Source organism: Nocardia sp. NPDC055002 (assembly GCF_053608825.1).
The window spans coordinates 177,921-197,289 of sequence record NZ_JBSGWE010000010.1 but is presented as its reverse complement, the minus strand read 5'-3'; the positions used below and the strand labels follow the sequence as shown (position 1 = coordinate 197,289).

Here is a 19,369-nt window from a genome sequence, read left to right as displayed (position 1 = left end):
ACCCGCGACTGCGCGGGTATCGGCCTTTTCCGTGTTCGGGTCAGCCGAAGATGCTGCCGCCGGTGCCCGCTTGCTGGCCGCCGCCGGTGCCGCCGATGAGGCCGCCCGGGGGAAGTTCGGAGGGCTGGACGATGACGAAGCCGCGGCCGGAGAAGGCGAGGGTGCTCGCTTCGCCGGTGCTGCGGCCCATCAGGCGACCGAGGCCGAAGGAGTCGTTGCGCTTGATGCCGGTCTGCAGGCTCGACGACCACGCTACGGCGGCGTTGGGGTCGGCGTAGGTGGCCTGGTCGACGGTGAGGACGACCGGGGTGCCGTGGGTGGTGATGGCGATGCGGCCGCGGCCGGTGAAGACGCAGTTGAACAGGCCCGCGTTGGAGGCGTAGCCCGCGGCGCCCTGGACGCGGCCGATGTCGTAGCGCAGCGTGGAGTCGAAGGCGAGCACGTTGGCGCCGTTGATGGTGAGTCCGTCGGTGCCGTCGAGGTCGATGATGTGCACGTCGGCGGCGCTGTTGGCCAGGAACAGGTCGCCGCGGCCGGTCACCTTCATCAGCGGCACGCCTTCGCCGGTGAGGTGCTGGCGGATGGCGCGGCCGATGCCGCCGGAACCGAGCGCCTCGAACTTCAGGTCACCCTGGTAGGCCACCATGGACCCGGACCGCGCCATCACCTCCCCGTTCATGCCGACCTTCACCATCTTGCCGCCCTGCTTCTGGATACCGAGGCCGTTGACCTCGGCATGCGAGGGGTCGAACAGGTCGCTGTGCACGGGCTGGGCTCCTTGCTGAGATGCATACGTCGGCTGTTGAGCGGGTCCGCCGGGTTGTCCGTAGGCGGGTGGCGGGTAGGGCGGTGGGGGCGCTGCTGGGTAGGCAGGTGCGCCCGGCGGGGGTGCGGCCGGGTAGCCGGATGGCGTCCCCGGCTGACCGGGAACAGGGGGCGGCGCGAATCGGCCGGGTGGCATCGGGGCGTGGGAACCGGGAGGGGGCGGCGGCGGGTGACCTGGGCCGGGTGCACCTCGGGAGTCGCCGGCAGTGCCCGCCACGGCACCGGAATTGCCCTGTGCCGCAGCGGGTGCGGGGTCGTCGTCGAGGTTCACTCCGTAGGCCGATGCGATACCCGCGAGCCCGTCGTCGTACCCCTGGCCGATCGCGCGGACCTTCCACGCGTCGTTGCGGCGATAGATCTCCACGCACACCACACCGCTTTCGGTGGTGAGTCCGGGGATCGGGAAAGTCAGTGCGGTGGAGCCGGATTCGATGGTGGTGGTCAAGGTGCCGACGGCGGCGAACGTCGCGGGTCCACGGCCGTCGAGGCTCGCGGTGACCACCACCTTGTCCACATCGGCGGGCAATGCCGAGGTCTGCACGCCCACCACGTCGGGTCCGCCGTTGCCGTGCCGGTACACCACGCCCGGCCCGGTCGGCTGATTGAAGAAGACGAAGTCGGCGTCGGAGCGCACCTTGCCCGCCGCGTTCACCAGCAGGGCCGACACGTCGACCGACGCCGAACTCGCGACCGTGACGGTCAGTTGATCACCGGGCGCGGGCCGGTTCTCGCCGGGAGCCAGCGCGGTCACGACACAGCACCCGAACGTCGCGCGATTCGCAAGTGTTCCACGCGTTCGATAGTGCCGTGTATGCCGTCACCGCGCCAGCGACGACCCGTCAGCCCGGCTGTTCACCGCCGCGATCCAGCGGAATTTCCAGGTGCACCGTCTGGAAGCCGTCGTGTGGTCCTCGGGCGTCGTACACGATGTGGCCGAAGGTCAGCCAGAATTCGAGCGCACCGGGTGTCCGGGCGTCGGTGTGCAGGTACAGCCGCTCGAAAGCCGGGGTGGCGCGTACGTGCGCGACCGCCGCGGCGACCAGCCGGGTGGCCAGTCCGTGTCGATGGTGCTCGGGCCGCACATAGACCCGGAACAGCTGCGCGGTGGTCTCGTCGGGGTATCGGCGCGTGAGCTCGGCCGGATGTGGGGGATGCGCGGGCCCCTGCGCCCGGATCGCGGTAGTACCGACGATGACGCCCTCGTGCTCGGCGACCCACAGCCGGTGGCGCGGATGCCGCAGATACGCGGTGTCCGGGTCGATCACATCCTGGTGGTATTCGGGCAGATAGCCGATGCCGAACACCTGGTAGAAGGTGTCGAGCATGACGCTGCGCGCGCCCGCGAGATCCGCGGTGCCTGCCTCACGGACGAGGTAGCCGGTGGTGGTGGCGGTCATCGCAGCTGCGCCAGTTCGCGGTCGAGAACTTCCAGACCCTCGACGGCTACCGGCCCCGGGCCGGTGTAACCGAAGGGCGCCACGATGATCCGGTTCTCGCGGATCGCGCGCAGCCCGGCCAGTTCGGGACGTTGGCGCAGGGCGGTGCGCACCGAGTCGGGTGTCTGGTCGCCCTGGGTGAGCAGGATGATCACTTCGGGGTCGGCGGCGATGAGTGTTTCGGTGTTGGCTTCGAAGTTGCGCTTGTCGATCTGGCCGTAGATATTGCCGAGACCGAGGATCTTCAGCTGTTCGTGGACGGTGCTCTTGGCGCCGTAGGCCTTGAGCTGGGCGCCGTCGCGCGACAGGATCAGCGCGGCGGCGGGACGGGGAGTCGGTGTGCCACTGTGCCGTTCGGTCACCGCCTGTACTCGCCGCTTCAGTGTGGTGACTTCGGCGTCGGCCGCGTTCTCGGTGCCGAAGAGCTTTCCGTAGAGGGTGATGTCGGCGAAGACGTCGTCGAAGGTGCCCGCCGCGTCGCGGCAGTAGCCGCGGGTCACGATCAGCGGGATGTTCACCTGGGCGAGGTCGTCGGGGGTCACCGAGAGTCCTTCGACGCTCACGACCAGGTCGGGGGACCGGCTGATGATCTCCTCGCGGGCGAGTTCGGCGGTGGGCGCGGTGATTTCGATGCCCTGCAATGCCTCGCCGTACTGGCCGGGGAAGGCAGCGGCTTCGAAGGTGCGGGTGACGATGCGGTCCGCGGCGCCCGCGGCGGCGATCAGCGGTGCGGCGATGGAACCGACCGTGACGACGCGCTGTGGGGGCGAGGAAAAGGTGACGTCGCGACCGCAGCTCGAGATCGTCAGCGGGAAACCGCTTGCCGAGGGTGCGGTGGCGGGAGCTGTTGTGCCGCAACCAGTAACGATCGCACTGGTGAGTAGGGCGAGTACGGGAACGGCGGAGCGGCGGGCGGAGATGACACGGGTGAACACGGTGTGGGTCCTCATCAATCGGTGGCGGGGATCGGCCGGTCGTTGTGACCGGGGCACAGGGGTGGAGTGCGGGATTCAGGACTCGCCGGTCGCACGGAAGCGGCGGATCAGGACGAGTAGCAGCGGGGCGCCGACCGCGGCGGTGACGATGCCGATCGGCAGTTCGCGTGGTGCGAAGACGGTGCGCGCGGCCACATCCGCGATCACCAGGAAGAGCGCGCCGATCAGTGCACTGACCACCAGTAGGTTCCGGTGTGTGCCACCGGTACACAGCCGGGCCACGTGCGGCACGATCAGCCCGACGAAGCCGATCGCCCCGGCGACGGCGACCACCGCGCCGACCGCGAGTGCGACGATCAGCAACGCCCACAGCCGAATTCGGTTCGGTGCGATGCCGAGCGTGCGCGCGGTGTCGTCACCGGCGGCCAGTGCGTCCAGCCGGGGTGCCATCAACAGCACCGCGACCAGTGCCACCGCGACCACGGCGACGGTGGTCGCCACCGAGGACCAGGCGGCAGGCGCGAGCGAGCCGAGCAGCCAGAACAGCACGGTGCGCGCGCCTTCGGGCCGGTCGGAGGCGAAGATCAGGAAGCTGGTCGCGGCCGAGAAGATGTAGCCGATGGTGACCCCGCCGAGCAGCAGCCGCAGCGAGGTGAGCCGGCCGTTGATCCGCGAGATCACGAACAGCAGCGCGGTGGCGATCAGCGCGCCGATGAACGCGCTCGCCGCGAGGGCGGTGGCTGTGGTCGCCGCGGCGACCCCGAACAACAGATACACCGCGGCGCCGGTCGACGCGCCCGAGGTGACGCCGAGGATGTGGGGGTCGGCGAGCACGTTGCGCACGATGGTCTGCAAAACGGCGCCGGTGATCGCCAGGGCGGCGCCCACTAGTGCGCCGAGCAGCACGCGCGGTACCCGCACCAGCCAGACGATGGAGTCCTGGGCGGCGCTCCAATCGACGGATGCCCGGTGACCGAAGACATGGTGGCCGATGATCCGCGCCACGGTGCCCGGCGGGACGGCGACCGGCCCGAGCCCGGCCGCGACCACCAGCGTGCAGGCGAGCGCGATGGTCAGCGCGGTCGTCAGCAGCAGTGCGCGGCCGCGGTGGCGGGCGTGGTCGAGGTCGTCGATGGCCGGATCGGCCACCGGGGTCGCGGTCATGTCGTGGCCGCCTCTCGGGTCTCGGACGGAGATGTTGTGGCGGGCGGTTCGGTAGCCGGGCCGAAGAGGAGCTGGACAGCGCCGAAGGCCGACGTTCGGCGGACGGGGATCTTGTAGACGGGTTCGAGGATCCGCGGGGTCAGGACCTCGGCGACAGTGCCTGCGGCGGCGACGCGCCCCTGGTCGAGCAGGACGAGGCGGTCGCAGTAGCGGGCGGCCAGGTTCAGCTCGTGCAGCACCACGATCGTGGTGGTCGTGGTGAGATCGCGGACCAGGGTGAGCAATTCGTGCTGGTAGCGGATGTCGAGGTGGTTGGTCGGTTCGTCGAGGAGCAGGTGGTCGGCCTGCTGGGCGAGTGCTCTGGCGATCAGGACGCGCTGGCGTTCGCCGCCGGAGAGCGTCGCGAAACGGCGGTCGGCCAGCGCCCGCGCCCCCACGTGTTCGAGCGCGGCCGCGGCGGCGATCCGGTCGGCGCGCGAATACCCCTGGAACGCGCCGACCCACGGCGACCTGCCGAGCAGCACGGTCTCGGCCACGGTGACCGGCGTATCCGGCGGCGCTTCCTGTGCGACGACGGCGAGGCGACTCGCGAGCTCGCGCCCGCGCAGCCGCTCCACCGGCACCGTGTCGATGACAACGGATCCGCCGGCCGGGCGCAGCGCCCGATACATCAGCCGCAGCAGCGTGGACTTGCCCGAACCGTTGGGGCCGATCAGTCCGAGCGTGCTGCCGGGTTCGACCCGGAAGCTGATGTCGTCGAGGGTGATTCGGCCGTCGTAGGTGAAGCGGATCTGGTCGACGGTGATCATCGCGGAGAGCTCTCTGTTCGGGGAATCGTCATCAGGTGTGGGTGATCGACGGTGGGAGCGCGCTGTACGCCGGGTCGCCACGAGTGATGCACCGCCACCGAGCAGGCGAAGGCGGCGCAGATCTCGTGCGCGGCGAGGACTTGCTCGCGCAGACGTGGATCGTTGTCGGCGAGCAGGATTCCGGTGGTCGTGCCGCTGTGGGCGACGACGACTCCGGCCGCGCCGATGGCGCGCGCTGCCCGGATGGTCGCGTCCAGATGCGGACGCTCACGCGATGCGGCGCTCAGTACGGCGCTGCGGGTGGACACCGCGCCGATCGCGGCGATGTCACCGTGGGTGATCGCCGGGCCGAGTTCGCCGAGCAGCCTGTCGAATTCGCGCTTGTCGGCGGCGCTGAAACCGGGTTCGCCCCGGTTGAATTCGACGGTGTCGACCGACCCGCCCTCGTCGCCGGTGACGATCGTCAGTGCCGGGAGGGTGCCGAGGCGGGCGAGTAACCGCACCTCGCGATGGAAATAGGCGACGGTGCCCGGGTACATGACGCCGTCGGACGGTTCGATGGCGCGCAGGTCGGCTTCGAGTTCCGCGACGGGCACCGAGCGGCCCTCGGCGTCGGCGACCGCGCGGGCGGTGGCGACGAGGTCGGCGGTGGAGCTGGCCAGCCCCTTGCCTTCGGGAAGTTCGCTGTGCAGGGTGAGTCGCCCGCCGCGCAGCACACTCGATCTGCCGACCATCCCGCTCGCGAGTCGCGCCGCCTTCGACTTGCCCTCGGGCACCACGTCTATGCGGTCGCCGCCCGGCTCGAAGACGGCCACCGTGCCGCGCCGAATGGGGAGCGTGACCAGGAAATGCCGATTCTGTTCGGTGACGCCCTGCAGCAATTCGCCGCAGCTTCCGTAGGCGCGGCCGACACCGATTCCCGGCGTGGCGAGGTCAATGGTCATCGGAGTCATCGCCTTTCGCTGGGGGTGTGGTCGTCGGTGACCGGTGCGGGTTCGGGCCGGAGCGCTGCGGGGCCGGGCAGCAGGTTCCGGCGGTGTAGCCGCAGCAGCGCGAGGGCCGACAGCAATCCGGCCGCGGCGCACAGCAGCGAGGGCGGCCAGCTCAGGGGGCCGCCGGTGTGGTCGAGGACCGCGCCGGTGATCGAGGTGGCGACGACCGTGAAGAGGCCGGACGCCAGATAGAACGCGCCGAAATAGGTTCCGGTCAGCCGAGTTCCGGCGAATCGGCCGATCGCCTCGTTGACGAAGGGTTGCACCGCGGTCACGCCGATCGCGAGCAGCACCGCGGCCGCGACCACCGGGGCAATCCGGATCGCTGTGCCCGCCACGCTGTTTCCCTCGACCGGCACAACCCCCGCGATGGCGGGAGGCAGCAGGAACGCGGTGCCCATGACAGCCATCCCGAGCGCCATCGCGGGCCCGCGCTGTGGTCTGCGCGCCAGCACCGTGGTGACCCGAACCTGGAGCGCCACCACGGCGATCGTCTCGACCACGAACAGCGCCGCCACCGCCGCCGGACCGTGACCGGGCCCAGCACTGTCCTGCGCTTGGAGGGTGAACAGGAAGTAGATCTGGCTCTGCAAGGCGAACATCGGCATCAGCGCGATGGTGAACGCCCAGAATCGGTGATCGGTGAACACCGTCGCGAAGTCGGCACCGATCCCACCCTCGTGCGCGGGCACCGGTCGCGCGGGCACCAGTAGCCATTGCACCACGGCCAGCACCGCGAAGATCGCGGCCGCGACCAGGGCCGATATCCGGAATCCCGCCGCTATCAACACGGTGCCGAGTACCGGTCCGATCGCGGAGCCCGCATTGCCGAAGACGTTGAACAGCGCGAAGGCCTGCGCCGAATGCGCACCGCTGTCCCTGGCGATGAACGCGCGGACCGCCGGATTGAACAGTGCCCCCGCGAAACCGGTGAGCACCGAGGCCGCCAGCACCACCGGCAGCGAACCACCGACGGCGAACAGCGCGAAGCCGAGTGCCCTGATCGCCAGGCCGACCATGATCACGCCGCGTGCGCCGAGCCGGTCGGCCGCCGAGCCGCCGACGAGGAACAGACCCTGCTGGCTGAGATTGCGCACCCCGAGCACGATTCCGACCACGGCCGCCGACAGCGCGAGGTCGTCGAGGAGGTAGTCGGCCAGAAACGGTACGAGGAGGTAGAAACCGATATGGCCCACAAGATGATTCACGAGCAGTAGCCGTACGGCCCCCGGTAGCGCGCGGAAGGTGTCGATGCCGTTCATCTGCCGGTTCCGGGCCGGAAAGCCGTTGCGGTGCTCACGCGCTCACCTCGGCGGCAGGGTCGCGGACGATCGAACATCGGCCCCAGCCGAGCACCTCGGCGCTGTCCGGGGTGGCGATCGTGGTGGGTTCGAGGGCGGGCGCGCGGAAAAGGCCGTTGGTTCGGCACCAGTCGTCGTTGTAGATGGTGCCCAGGTAGCGGTGTGGCCCGTCGGGGAACACGGTCAGCACGCGGGCGTCGGGTTCGCGCTCGGCGACCCAACCCGCGACCAGGGCGGCGGCGCCGGTGCTCCAGCCGCCCGCGATGCCGGTGGCCGCCGCGACCCGGCGACACGACGCGACCGCCTCGGCGGCGTCGACCCAGTGCACCTCGTCGAAGTCGGCGTAGGCGACATTGCGGGGCAGGATGCTGCTGCCGAGACCGCGCATGAGCCGGCGGCGATCTGGTTGGCCGAAGATCCGGGAGCCGACGGCGTCGACCCCGATCACCCGCAGCCGGGGCCACCGTGTGCGCAGGACCCGGGCGAGCCCGGCGCAGTGCCCGCCGGAACCGATCGAGGCGACCAGCACGTCGACGCCGTCGACCTGGGCGAGGATTTCCTCGCCCATCGCCTGATAGCCGCCCGCGTTGTCGGGGTTGTCGTACTGGTCGGGCCAGTACGCGCCCGGTGTGGCGGCGAGCAACGCGGCCAGCCGATCCAGCCGGGCCTGCTGCCAGCCACCGGTGGGGTGCGGTGCGGTGACCACGTCGAGCGGGATCTGAAACGCCGAGAACAACGCGCGGAGATCGGGTTCCAGCTCGTCGTCGACCACCAGCAGCACCGGATGGCCCAGTGCCTTGCCCGCCAGCGCCAGGCCGAGTCCCAGAGTGCCGCTGGTGGATTCGATGATCGTCGCGCCCGGCGCGAGCTCGCCTCTCGCCGCAGCGGCGCGCAACATCGACACTGCCGCACGGGCTTTCATGCCCGCCACGCTCGCTGCCTCGAGCTTCGCTGTGTACCAGCTGTTTCCGGACGGAATGGGCACGGCGGGCGTGCCGCCGATCAATTGCAGAAGCGCGGGTTGTGGGGACGTCATGACAGCTCTCGATAGGTGACGACGGCGCTCGGCCCGCCGTCGAGGGAGAAGAACGGGTAGGGCTCGGCCGAGACCGCGTGCACGCCCGCGCCGAGGAACCAGGGCAGCACCGCGCTGCCGGTCTGGGCGAACAGGACCAGCGGCAGGCCGCGCCGGTTCGCCACGGCCCGGAATTCGTCGAATGTCTCGTTGCCCAGCGACATTCCGGTGACCAGCAGCGCGTCGTAGTCCGACGGAGCGTCGGCGACCGATTCGAAGACCGGCTCACCCCATTCGGTGACGCCACCGGCGAGGTCGCACGGTAGATACGAGATGGCACGCGCCCGCAATTCGGCGAGCAGCGAACCGACAACGCCCACCACCAGCACCCGCGACACCCCGGCGGGCAGCAGGTCGACGACGGTGCTCGCCCGGCGGCGTGACTTCGTGAGCGAGGTCGGCCCCTCGATCACCACCTGCTCGCCCCGCACGCCGCCCGCGTGTGGATGCGGACGCACGTGCATCAGATAGGCATCGAGCGCGGCGATGCGGACCGCGGGTACGGGATGCTCGAGCAGCTCGTCGATCGTCGCCGCGACACAGCTGTCGACCAGATCGTCGGTGGCAGTGCCGGGTTCGAGACCGCACGAGCCCACCGCCGCGCCGACCCGCAGGCTCAGCACCTCGTTGCGGTATCCGCGAGAGCGGCCCGCGTGCCGGGTGCCGTAGGCGGTGCGAAATGCCGTGGACGCGTGCAGGGTTGCCGGTTCGGGTCCGAGCCTGCCCCGGCGCGCCCACGTGATGAGTTCGGCGACGGAGTCGGGGCGCACGGCGGACTCGATCATCGCGCACCGTCGAGTTCGAAACGGAGATCGGCGATCAACCGCTGTGCGAGATCGCCGGTGGTGCGGTGCGTGTCGTCCACCACCATGACGTGACCGAGATAGGTGTTGTTGTCGGTCGCGGGACGCACCTCGGTGCCGGGGGCCGCCAGTTTCCGCTCCACGATTCTGGGGTCCGCCGCCCAGTTCTGTGCTCCGTCCACCGTGGTCAGCAGGCCGGTATCCGTCGGAACCGCGAATGCGACGGCCGCGCTGGCGATACCGGTCTCCCGGGGTGTGACGTCGGGCTTGCCACCCGCGACAGCGTCGGCGTGCACGGCTGTGAGGTCGATTCCGGTGACCCGTCGCACCAGTTCGGTGATGCGATTCCCGGCGGGGCGGGGGTTCACCTCGATCAGGCGGGGGCCTTGCGCGCCGAGTTTGATCTCGGTGTGGGCGACGGTCGCGTCGAGCCCGAGCGCGGTGATCGCCGCGACTGCCAGCTCGGCCACCGCGGTGGTATCGCCGGGCTCGAGGGCCGCGGGGAACATGTGGCCCGACTCGATGAAGGCGGGGGCGCCGGTGATCCGTTTGTCGGTCACTCCGATCACCGTCGTCTGCCCGGCGACGGTGACGGTTTCCACGCTGAATTCCGGCCCGTCCACACACTCTTCGAGCAGGATGCTCGGTGAGCGGTGCTGTCCTCGGGCGTTGATCGGGAATCCGGCGATGGCGTCCACCGCGACGCGCAACTCGGCCTCGTCGCAGACCCGGCGCACGAACATCCCGCCGCAGAGGTCGACCGGCTTGACCACCAGTGGATAGCCGAGTTCGGCTGCGGCGCGCACGATCTCATCCCATTCCCGCGCGACCGCGAAGGCGGGACCGGCGACACCGGCGGCACGGCAGATCAGCCTGGTCCGGTGCTTGTCGCAGGCGTCGGCCACCGCGGTCCGGCCGGGCCCGGGCAAGCCGAGGTCAGCGGCGATCGCGGCGACGGTCGGCAGGTAGTAGTCGCACGAGGTGAGCACACCGTCGAAACCGAATGCCGCCTGCAGTTTTCGCACGTGGGGCAGCAGTGCCGACTCGTCGTTGGTCTCGGCGGTGAACACGTTGGCCGCCCCGAGCAGGGGGTGCGGCAGGGGTGTTCCCGCCCGCAGGTAATGCCCGAGATCCCGGGTCAGAAAGCTGAATTCGTGGCCACTGTCCTTGATTCCCGCCGGGAGCAGGGTGCTCATCGAACCGACCCAGCTCTCCACCATCAACAGGTGTCCCACATGTCCTCCAACCCTCGAGCAAGATGCTAATGATAACCATTTTCGTTAGGATTGCGATAGTCGAGCACTTCGCTCGACTGGAATCCGATGAGGAAACACCTGTGTTCTCGAGTAAATTCGTTGTGCCCCTTGCGCTGTCGATCGCCGCGCTGACTGTCTCGGCGGGGACTGCGCAGGCGCAGCCCGGCGCTGTCGACCAGCCGGTCTCCTTCACCGCGCACGCCACCGACCACGCGTCGATCATCGAGATCGACCGTGGGTCGCTGACGGTGAACAACGGTGTGTTCGAGATACGCGATACCGCGGGCACGCTGGTCGCCGCGACGCCACTCACGTTCGCCGTCGATGACTTCCTGTTCCCCATCACGGCCCGCATCGACGGCCGCGCGGCCACTCTCACCCCCGAGCTGACGATGGCCGAGGCCGTCTACCGCCCGATCGCCCTGCCGTTCGAGGACAAGGCGCCGTGGAAGTCCGAATACGACCGGGAGCAGGCCGCCTGGTCGCGGATGACCAGCACCATCGGGATGGGCGCCAGCATCGGTACCCTCGTCGGCGGCCTCGGGGGCGCCGCGGTGGGTTGTGTGCTCGGCGGCATCGCCGGGGCAACGGTCGCCGCGGCCACGATCGTCGGGATGTTCGGCCCGTTCATCCCGGCCGCCGCGGTGGGCTGTCTCGGTGGTGTCCTCGCGATCGGTGCCCTCGGTACGGTGGCCGGGCAGATTCTGGTGACCGCGCCGGTGGCGGTCGGGGCGGTAGTCCAGTACCTCGCCACGATCAACCAGCCTTTCGTGGCTCCCGCCAAGTAGATCGCGGCCCCCGCGGAATCTCGTTACCGCTGCAAAGGGCCGACTCCTCGCATTACGCTGCGGATATGAGCTCTGCCGTGCACGGATTCACCGACGATGCCCTGGGAACGCTGGACGCGGTCGGTGTCGCCGCGGCGTTGCGCGCGGGGGAGGTGAGCCGGTCGGAGGTTCTCGAGGCCGCTGTCGCCAGGACGCGGCGGGTCGACCCGAGGCTGGACGCGGTGCAGATGACGTGTTTCGATCGCGCGGCGTCGACGCCCGAGACCGCGGGGGTGTTCGCCGGGGTGCCCGCGTTCGTGAAGGACAACACCGACATCGCGGGGCTGCCCAGCTGCCACGGCTCGGCCGCGTTCACGCCGCGTCCGGCCACGGTCACCAGCGGTCCCGGCGCGCAGTTCCTGCACTCGGGCGTGATCGTGCTCGGTAAATCGACGCTGCCGGAATTCGGGCTCACCGCGAGTACCGAATTCACCGATCGCGCGCCGACCCGCAATCCGTGGAATCCGGAGTACTCGGCGGGCGCCTCCTCGGGCGGTTCGGCGGCGCTCGTGGCGGCCGGGGTGGTGCCGATCGCGCATGCCAACGACGGTGGCGGCTCGATCCGCATTCCCGCCGCGGCCAACGGTCTCGTCGGCCTGAAAACCACCCGCAACCGCCTGCTCGACCAGCCCGGTGCCCGCAAACTGCCGGTGCATCTGGTCGCCGAGGGTGTGGTCACCCGCTCGGTCCGCGACACCGCGCACTACCTGGCCGCCGTGGAACGATTCGGTGCGAATCCGGCGCTGCCCCCGGTTGGTCTGGTCGAGGGGCCGAGTGCGCGACGGTGGCGGATCGGCCTGATCACCGCCGATGTCCTCGGCCGGCCGGTGCACGCCGACAACGGCGCGGTCCTGGCCTCGGCGGCGAAGGTACTCGGGGGCCTCGGCCACGAGATCGTCGAGATGCGGCTGGATGTGGATCCGCGCTTCGTCGAGGACTTCAAGCAGTACTGGGCGGTGATGGCCGCGGCGATGGCGCTGTCGTTCCGGCTGGGGCACCGCGGGTACTTCGATGCGCGCAAGCTCGACCCGTTCACCACCGGTCTGATCGGGCTGGCCAAGCGCAATCCGCTCGCGGTGGCCGCGTCGACGTGGCGGTTGCGCGGGGGAGTCGCGGCCTACGACCGGCATTTCGCCGAGGTCGACGTGCTACTCACCCCGGTGCTCTCGCATCCCGCGCCGCGCATCGGCGAGCTCGCGCCCGGCCAGCCGTTCGACGCGCTGTTCGCCAAGCTCGCCGACTACGTCGGCTTCACCCCGCTCAACAATGTCGGTGGGGGACCTGGCATTTCGCTGCCGCACGGTCTGGTGCCCAGCGGCCTGCCCGGATCGGTCCAGCTGGCCGCGCGCCGTGGTGACGAGCGGACGCTGCTCGACCTGGCCTACCAGCTGGAAGCGGCGAGCCCGTTCCCGCGGATCGTCGATCGGGCCGCTGCCGCGGGTGCTGCCTGATCAGGGTGGTGTGCACCGCGCTGATCAGGCGCTCGTCACCGCGTTGATCAGTTGTTGCGCGCCGCGACATTGATCGGGCGCAGCCGCCCCGGGCTGTCGGTGCCCGCGTCGAACGCCCAGTGCTCGCCGTCCCAGTCGGGGTAGGCGGCGCGCCAGCGATCCACGAGGCGGGCGTCCTCGAGCGAGGCGACCACGCCGGCCGAACCGGTGTACTGCAGCCGCTCGTACTTGTGCCGAGTGACGGTGTCGATTGTGGGAACGGTGACCAGGGCTGACATTGACCCTCCGGGATCGAGACGAACGGTGACGTGACGAGTGCGCTACCCGGACCGTCGGCCCGGGTGCTGCGGTGGCGCGTCACCGCTCGATCCGAGAGTATGCCGCTCGCCGTGACACCGCGCAGGTTTTGAAAATCCAGTTCTTCGGATTGTTGGGTACCCGTTATGCACATCGTCGGTTTGCAAGATTTGGTTACGGCGGCGGTGGCGGTTCACCAGCTCGGGCGGACCCGCCCCGGGGTGACGACACGACCCAGCGCCCTGCTGACCTGGGTGAGAGTGGTCGCGCCCAGGGTGTCCGACCAGTTCTGAGTGAACTCGGCGAGGGCGGCGTCGGCGGCCCGCGTGCACGCCCAGCCGCGCTCGGTGAGGGTGATCAGGCGGGCGCGCGCATCGCGCGGGTGTGGATTGCGATCGGCGTAGCCCTTGGTGACCAGCTCGTCGACCAGCTGGCTGGCTGCCTGTTTGCTGACGCCGAGGTGGTCGGCGATCTCCCCGACCGTGGCGCCGTCGGGCGCCATGCGGACGAACGCGAAGCCGTGCGTCGGCCGGATGTCGGTGAATCCCGCCGCGGCGACCCTGGCGTGCACCGCCTGGGTTACCTCGGCCGCTGCCGCGAGCAACAGGAGGGGGAGGTCTGCGTTCGCGGGCACGACAGTCATTCTGGCACTTGACACAATAGTCAATCTACTTGACTATATAGACAAGTCGCTTGACCTTATGGAGGTTTCGAATGCCGGTGATCCGTTCCGCGGACGCGCAGGTGCACGAGGTGCACAACGCCCGCTTCACGTCCCTCGTCCGACCCGGCACCGGCAGTGCCGAGCTATGCGTCTGGCAGACCGAGGTTCGGGCAGATTCGGTCGGCGTACCCCATCGCATCCTGGGTGAGGAGGCGTTCGTTGTGCTGTCGGGCGAGGTGACGATGACGATCGACGGCGAATCCACGCCGATGAAACCCGGTGACGCGGCGGTCGCGCCCGCCGGTTCGATGATCGCCCTCGCGAACTCGGCCGACGAGATCGCCAGGCTGCTGGTGACTGTGCGGGTCGGCTTCGCGGCCGAGCTCCCCGACGGCTCTACCTTCACCCCGCCCTGGGCATCCTGAGCCGTCCTCGCGACTGTTTCAAGCCCAGAACTTGAAAGTTCGGGTACCCGAACAATATAATTCCGGAATGAGGGTTGGGTTCTACCGTTCGCCGGCGCGCCGCCGGGTACTTGCGGCATGTGTTCTGAGTGTCATGGCGTTCGCGCTGACCGCCTGCGGTGGGATCACCTCCGATGACGACGGGAAGAAGGTGGTTCTCACCACCTTCACGGTCCTGGCCGACATGGCGCGGAATGTGGCAGGCGAGCATCTGCGGGTCGAATCGATTACCAAGGTGGGGGCTGAGATCCATGGGTACGAGCCGACGCCGGGCGATATCAAGAAGGCCGCCAAGGCTGATCTGATCCTGGACAACGGGCTGAACCTCGAGGCCTGGTTCACCCAGTTCGTCGCCGACCTCGATGTGCCGCACGCCGTGGTCAGCGAAGGGGTGGCGCCGATGGACATCAGCGAGGACGCCTACCGGGGCAAGCCCAATCCGCACGCCTGGATGTCGCCGGTGAACGCGCAGATCTACGTCGACAACATGGTCCGCGCGTTCACCGATCTCGACCCCGAACACGCCGACGCCTACCGTGCCAACGGTGATGCCTACAAGACGCAGCTCGGCGCCGTGCGCGACGATCTCGTCGCCGCGGTGAACACCCTGCCCGCCGGCCAGCGCGCCCTGGTCACCTGCGAGGGCGCGTTCTCCTACCTGGCTCGCGACGCGGGGCTGACCGAGAAGTACATCTGGCCGGTCAACGCCGAACAGCAGGCCACCCCGCAGCAGATCGGCTCGACCATCGACTTCGTTCGCCAGCGCGGCGTGCCCGCCGTGTTCTGTGAATCGACGGTGTCGGACGCGCCGATGCAACGCGTGGTCGAGGCGTCCGGTTCACGGTTCGGCGGCGTGCTCTATGTCGACTCGCTCTCCGAGGCCGACGGACCCGTCCCGACCTACCTGGACCTGATCCGCCACGACGCGAAGACCATCGCGACCGCACTCGCCGGAGTCTCGAAATGACCGCACCGGTTGTCGAAATCCAGGACGTGACAGTCCACTACGGTGATGTGCTCGCTCTCGACACTGTCGAACTGACCCTGAAATCGGGCCGGGTGTGCGGGCTGATCGGTATGAACGGCTCGGGCAAATCGACGCTGTTCAAGACCGTGATGGGACTGGTCACGCCCGATCGAGGCCGGGTGCTGATCAACGGCCGCCCCCCGGCCGCCGCGCGCAAGGCGGGCAGTCTCGGTTACGTGCCGCAGTCCGAGGATGTGGACTGGAGTTTTCCGCTGTCGGTGCGCGATGTGGTGATGACCGGGCGCTACGGGAAAATGGGGTTCACCCGCCGGGCGAGCAAGGCCGACCGCGCCGCCGTCGACGCGGCGCTGGCCCGCGTCGAGCTCACCGACCTGGCCGACCGGCAGATCGGGCAGCTGTCGGGTGGTCAGAAGAAGCGCACGTTCGTGGCGCGGGGCATCGCCCAGGAGGCCACGATCCTGCTGCTCGACGAGCCGTTCGCCGGTGTCGACAAGCGCTCCGAGGCGACCATCACCGCGCTGTTGCGTGAGCTCGCCGCCGACGGTGCCACCATCCTGGTGTCCACCCATGATCTGCACGCGTTGCCCCAATTGGCCGACGAGGCAGTGCTGTTGAACCGCCGGGTGCTCGAGCACGGCGACCCCGATGTGGTGTTGCGCCCGGAGAACCTGGCCAAGGCCTTCGGCCTGGATGTGGACGGAGACCGATGAGCCTCGAGGAATTCTTCATCGACCCGCTGCGCTACGAATTCATGGTGCGCGCGCTGGCCACCACGGTCACCGCCGCCGTGGTCTGTGCGGTGCTGTCGTGCTGGCTGGTGCTGATCGGCTGGTCGCTGATGGGTGACGCGGTGTCGCACGCCGTGCTGCCCGGTGTGGTGCTGGCCTACATCGTCGGCTGGCCGTTCGCTGTCGGCGCGGTGATCTTCGGGTTCCTCGCGGTGGCGTTGATCGGCGTGGTCCGTGATACGAGCCGGGTGAAGGAAGACGCCGCCATCGGCATCGTGTTCACCACCCTGTTCGCGTTCGGTTTGGTGCTGGTGTCGGTGACGCCGAGCCAGACCGACCTGAACCACATCGTCTTCGGCAACCTGCTCGGCGTGAGCCGCGGCGAGATGATCCAGATCATGATCCTGGCCGCCATCGTCCTGGTCGCCCTGGTCCTCAAACGCCGTGACTTCACCCTCTACGCCTTCGACGCCACCCACGCCCACGCCATCGGCCTCAACCCTCGCGTCCTCGGCACCGCCCTGCTGGCCCTGCTGGCCCTGACCTCGGTGGTCGCGCTGCAAGCGGTCGGCGTGGTGCTGGTGGTGGCCATGCTGATCATCCCCGGCGCCACCGCCTATCTCCTGACCGACCGCTTCTCCCGCATGCTCGTCATCGCCCCCACCATCTCGGTGCTGTGCGCGGTCACCGGCCTCTACATCAGCTACCACCTCGACACCGCCGCCGGCGGCATGGTCGTGGTGACCCAGGGCATCGCCTTCACCTTCGTCTACCTCTTCGCCCCCCGCCACGGCGTGATCGGCCGCCGGATCACCGCCTCCCGCGCCCGGAAGACCGTCGCCACCCTCGGTGCCGTCGACTAGCGGTCCCGCGGCGATGGATCCGATCGTGTCGGTGTGTGGTGTCAGGATGTGGGCATGAATGTCACCGGGGAGGACGTCCGCGCCTTCGTGCTGTCACTGCCGCAGACGGCAGAGCACTTCGCTTGGGGCATGCCGATTTTCAAGGTCGCGGGCAAGCTGTTCCTCACCCTGCCCGAGGACGAGACCTCGATGGCGGTCCGCTGCCCGATTCTCGACCGCGACGAACTGGTCCTCGCCGAACCCGGCAAATTCTGGATCGCCTCGCACGAGTCCGGTAACCCCTGGGTCCGCGTCCGACTGGCGGCACTCGACGATCGCGAGGAACTGGAAGCCATAGTCACCGACTCGTGGCGTCAGGCAGCCCCGCGGGCCTTGCTGGACGCGGACCAGTGAGCGCGAGAGAGCTCGTCGGCCGCGAGGTCGTTACAGCACCGGCGTGATCGTGGCCTCGATCGTCTGGATGGCGTCCACCGGGATGACGAAGGTCTCGGTGATCTCCACGGTGGTCAGGCGGATATCGGCCACTCCGGCGTCGAGGAGGTAGTGGGTGGTGACCGTGTCGCCGGACTCGGACATGGTCAGGTCGCGAATGCCTTGGATCACGCGGTACTGGAGGCCGTGCTCCAAGTCGGCGCTCAGTTGCGGGCCCGAGTAGCCCGTGTGGAGGCCGGCCTCGACACGGGTGGCGTCGGGGGCGAAGGGGACCGCGCTCGCGTCGTGGGAGACCAGGGCGTCGAGGTAGGCGCGGGCGATGGCCTGGCGGGGCGAGTCGGCCGCATTCGGTTCTGCCGCAACGGTTGCCGTGCCGAGTGCGAGGAAAACGGCGGCCAGAGCCGAAACGTGAGTGATTCTCATGTAGAGATGCTGGCGGTCCGGACCGGTCAGTGCAACCGGGTGCTCGCGACTAGGCGACGTCGCGGCCCGGTAGGGTCGGAGCTCCTATGGCACTCAGCGCAACACTGCACAACTTCGCCGTTCAGCTCGCCGATGTGGATCGGGGGGTGTACGAGGATCTCGAGTTGCGGGTTGCCCGGCACCCGTCGGAGACAGCCGAGTACATGATCACCCGGATCCTCGCCTACTGCTTGCAGTACGAGGAGGGGATCGTGTTCAGCGACGGCGGGATCTCGGCCACCGATGAGCCCGCGGTACAGGTTCGGGACATGACCGGCCGGACGACCGCGTGGATCGAGGTCGGCGCGCCCGACGCGGACCGTATTCACCGCGGGAGCAAACTCGCTGGTCGGGCTGTGGTCTACACCCACCGCGACCCGGCGAAGGTGCTCGCGCAGTACGCGGGCAAGAAGATTCACAACGCGGCGCAGATTCCGCTGGTCAGTTTCGATCGCGCGTTCATCGATGAGGCCGCGGGGCTGGTCGACCGTCGCAATACCGCCACCCTCTCGGTCACCGAGGGCGTGCTCTATCTGGACCTCAACGGCACCAGCTTGCGCACCGATGTCACCGAGCAGCCCCTCGGCTGAGGCCGGCACGGAGTAGCTTGGCTGGCACCGGTGACGCTCGGCCCGAGCGCTTGGACCGCACCGGTCTCGTCGTCGAGTGGAGGTCGCGGTGCCCGGTGTGATGAGTCGGTTCGTGATTCCGGGATTCCTGCGGGTCACCCGGCGCAACCGGAATTACGTCGATGCCGAGCTGGCCGCTGCGCACGTGCGCGAGCGCGGTCTGCGGCCCCTCGCCTACGGTCCGCCACGCAAACTCCGTGGTGTCGAGGTCTCGGTGGAGCACGACCGCGGCTGGCCGATCTACACGCTGACTCCGTCGGACGGGATCTCTCGCGGCGGCCTCGTGTACGCGCACGGTGGCGGGTGGGTGGGCGAGATCGCTTCGCAACATTGGCAACTCGCGGCCAGGATCGCCGCCCAGACGCATCTCGTCGTGACGGTCCCGATCTATCCGCTGATTCCGTTCGGCACCGCGGCGGAGGTGATTCCCCGCTTCGCCGAACTGGTCACCGCGGCCGACGAGCGCTACGGTCCGACCTTCCTCGCCGGCGACTCCGCGGGCGGTCAGATCGCGCTGTCCACCGCGCTGCACCTGCGCGACGCGGGCCATATCGTGCCCCGCACGCTGCTGATCTCGCCCGCGCTCGACCTCACTCTCGAGAATCCCGAGATCGACGCGGTTCTGCTGCGTGACCCGTGGCTGGGTCGCGACGGTGGGCTGGTGTTCGGCCGGATGTGGAGCGGCGAACTCTCGATGAAGGACCCCCTTGTCAGCCCCCTGTTCGGCGACTTCGGCGGGCTGGGTCCGATCACCGTGTTCACCGGCACCGACGACATCCTGAACCCCGACGCCCGCCTGCTGGCGGCGAAGGCACGCGCGGCGGGCGTCGACCTCGACTATCAGGAAGAACCCGGACTCGTGCACGTCTACCCGCTGACGCCCAGTCGCGAAGGGGCGGTCGCCCGCCGCCGGATCATCGCCACGCTGCGCGCCGAACTCGATGCGGCACACAGCATCTCGTGAGACG

22 protein-coding genes are annotated in these 19,369 nt (G+C 69.1%); 9 read left to right on the top strand and 13 right to left on the bottom strand.

Features of this window, described 5'->3' with window-relative positions; translation table 11 throughout:
• Window positions 1-40 precede the first annotated feature (40 nt).
• The 10 genes from ACWF99_RS30705 to ACWF99_RS30660 all read right to left on the bottom strand — a co-directional run bounded on the left by ACWF99_RS30705 (window position 41) and on the right by ACWF99_RS30660 (window position 10,575).
• Entirely contained in the window at window positions 41-1,576 is a 1,536-nt protein-coding gene (locus tag ACWF99_RS30705) for an AIM24 family protein (protein WP_452538088.1), read from the bottom strand.
• 88 nt (window positions 1,577-1,664) lie between these two features.
• A complete protein-coding gene (locus ACWF99_RS30700; RefSeq protein ID WP_452538087.1) occupies window positions 1,665-2,222 on the bottom strand; it encodes a GNAT family N-acetyltransferase in 558 nt (185 codons plus the stop codon).
• Window positions 2,219-3,196, bottom strand: coding sequence for an ABC transporter substrate-binding protein (locus ACWF99_RS30695; RefSeq protein WP_452538086.1), 978 nt, complete (start codon window positions 3,194-3,196; stop codon window positions 2,219-2,221). The genes ACWF99_RS30700 and ACWF99_RS30695 overlap by 4 nt, the downstream gene beginning before the upstream one ends.
• 75 nt (window positions 3,197-3,271) lie before the next feature.
• Entirely contained in the window at window positions 3,272-4,360 is a 1,089-nt protein-coding gene (locus ACWF99_RS30690; protein WP_452538085.1) for a FecCD family ABC transporter permease, read from the bottom strand.
• Window positions 4,357-5,169, bottom strand: a complete 813-nt coding sequence (locus tag ACWF99_RS30685; protein ID WP_452538084.1) for an ABC transporter ATP-binding protein — start codon at window positions 5,167-5,169, stop codon at window positions 4,357-4,359. Before ACWF99_RS30685 ends, ACWF99_RS30690 begins: the two co-directional genes overlap by 4 nt.
• Window positions 5,166-6,113, bottom strand: a complete 948-nt coding sequence (locus tag ACWF99_RS30680; protein WP_452538083.1) for a GHMP family kinase ATP-binding protein — start codon at window positions 6,111-6,113, stop codon at window positions 5,166-5,168. The genes ACWF99_RS30685 and ACWF99_RS30680 overlap by 4 nt, the downstream gene beginning before the upstream one ends.
• A 5-nt stretch (window positions 6,114-6,118) precedes the next feature.
• A complete protein-coding gene (locus tag ACWF99_RS30675; protein ID WP_452538082.1) occupies window positions 6,119-7,423 on the bottom strand; it encodes an MFS transporter in 1,305 nt (434 codons plus the stop codon).
• A 34-nt stretch (window positions 7,424-7,457) separates the two neighbouring features.
• Window positions 7,458-8,498: a PLP-dependent cysteine synthase family protein gene (locus ACWF99_RS30670; RefSeq protein WP_452538081.1), complete on the bottom strand. Its 1,041-nt coding sequence runs from the start codon at window positions 8,496-8,498 to the stop codon at window positions 7,458-7,460.
• A complete protein-coding gene (locus ACWF99_RS30665; RefSeq protein WP_378663846.1) occupies window positions 8,495-9,322 on the bottom strand; it encodes a hypothetical protein in 828 nt (275 codons plus the stop codon). Before ACWF99_RS30665 ends, ACWF99_RS30670 begins: the two co-directional genes overlap by 4 nt.
• Window positions 9,319-10,575: an ATP-grasp domain-containing protein gene (locus ACWF99_RS30660; RefSeq protein WP_452538080.1), complete on the bottom strand. Its 1,257-nt coding sequence runs from the start codon at window positions 10,573-10,575 to the stop codon at window positions 9,319-9,321. Before ACWF99_RS30660 ends, ACWF99_RS30665 begins: the two co-directional genes overlap by 4 nt.
• 101 nt (window positions 10,576-10,676) lie before the next feature.
• Between ACWF99_RS30660 and ACWF99_RS30655 the strand changes: the two genes are divergently transcribed.
• Window positions 10,677-11,384, top strand: coding sequence for a Rieske (2Fe-2S) protein (locus tag ACWF99_RS30655; RefSeq protein ID WP_378639298.1), 708 nt, complete (start codon window positions 10,677-10,679; stop codon window positions 11,382-11,384).
• Between the two features lie 65 nt (window positions 11,385-11,449).
• Complete coding sequence (locus tag ACWF99_RS30650) at window positions 11,450-12,874, top strand: amidase (protein WP_452538079.1); 1,425 nt, start codon at window positions 11,450-11,452, stop codon at window positions 12,872-12,874.
• A 47-nt stretch (window positions 12,875-12,921) separates the two neighbouring features.
• Here ACWF99_RS30650 and ACWF99_RS30645 read toward each other — a convergent pair whose 3' ends face one another.
• Window positions 12,922-13,152, bottom strand: coding sequence for a hypothetical protein (locus tag ACWF99_RS30645; protein WP_378639293.1), 231 nt, complete (start codon window positions 13,150-13,152; stop codon window positions 12,922-12,924).
• Window positions 13,153-13,364: 212 nt separating this feature from the next.
• The gene (locus ACWF99_RS30640; RefSeq protein WP_378639291.1) at window positions 13,365-13,805 is read right to left on the bottom strand and encodes a MarR family winged helix-turn-helix transcriptional regulator; all 441 of its coding nucleotides are present in this window, start codon (window positions 13,803-13,805) and stop codon (window positions 13,365-13,367) included.
• An 80-nt stretch (window positions 13,806-13,885) separates the two neighbouring features.
• Between ACWF99_RS30640 and ACWF99_RS30635 the strand changes: the two genes are divergently transcribed.
• From ACWF99_RS30635 to ACWF99_RS30615, 5 genes are all read left to right on the top strand, one after another.
• Entirely contained in the window at window positions 13,886-14,260 is a 375-nt protein-coding gene (locus ACWF99_RS30635) for a cupin domain-containing protein (RefSeq protein ID WP_378639288.1), read from the top strand.
• Window positions 14,261-14,393: 133 nt separating this feature from the next.
• Entirely contained in the window at window positions 14,394-15,266 is an 873-nt protein-coding gene (locus tag ACWF99_RS30630; protein WP_452538078.1) for a metal ABC transporter substrate-binding protein, read from the top strand.
• On the top strand, window positions 15,263-15,997 hold the full coding sequence (locus tag ACWF99_RS30625; protein WP_358116468.1) for a metal ABC transporter ATP-binding protein: 735 nt from the start codon (window positions 15,263-15,265) through the stop codon (window positions 15,995-15,997). Before ACWF99_RS30630 ends, ACWF99_RS30625 begins: the two co-directional genes overlap by 4 nt.
• Window positions 15,994-16,878: a metal ABC transporter permease gene (locus tag ACWF99_RS30620; RefSeq protein ID WP_378663827.1), complete on the top strand. Its 885-nt coding sequence runs from the start codon at window positions 15,994-15,996 to the stop codon at window positions 16,876-16,878. The genes ACWF99_RS30625 and ACWF99_RS30620 overlap by 4 nt, the downstream gene beginning before the upstream one ends.
• 54 nt (window positions 16,879-16,932) lie before the next feature.
• Window positions 16,933-17,271, top strand: a complete 339-nt coding sequence (locus tag ACWF99_RS30615) for an MmcQ/YjbR family DNA-binding protein (protein WP_378639280.1) — start codon at window positions 16,933-16,935, stop codon at window positions 17,269-17,271.
• Window positions 17,272-17,301: 30 nt separating this feature from the next.
• Here ACWF99_RS30615 and ACWF99_RS30610 read toward each other — a convergent pair whose 3' ends face one another.
• Window positions 17,302-17,733, bottom strand: coding sequence for a hypothetical protein (locus ACWF99_RS30610; protein WP_452538077.1), 432 nt, complete (start codon window positions 17,731-17,733; stop codon window positions 17,302-17,304).
• Window positions 17,734-17,819: 86 nt separating this feature from the next.
• Here ACWF99_RS30610 and ACWF99_RS30605 point away from each other — a divergent pair, with 86 nt between their 5' ends.
• On the top strand, window positions 17,820-18,362 hold the full coding sequence (locus ACWF99_RS30605; protein WP_378639275.1) for a YaeQ family protein: 543 nt from the start codon (window positions 17,820-17,822) through the stop codon (window positions 18,360-18,362).
• 100 nt (window positions 18,363-18,462) lie between these two features.
• Window positions 18,463-19,365 carry an alpha/beta hydrolase fold domain-containing protein gene (locus tag ACWF99_RS30600; RefSeq protein WP_452538076.1) on the top strand — a complete coding sequence of 301 codons (903 nt, stop codon included), beginning with the start codon at window positions 18,463-18,465 and terminating at the stop codon, window positions 19,363-19,365.
• Window positions 19,366-19,369 lie beyond the last annotated feature (4 nt).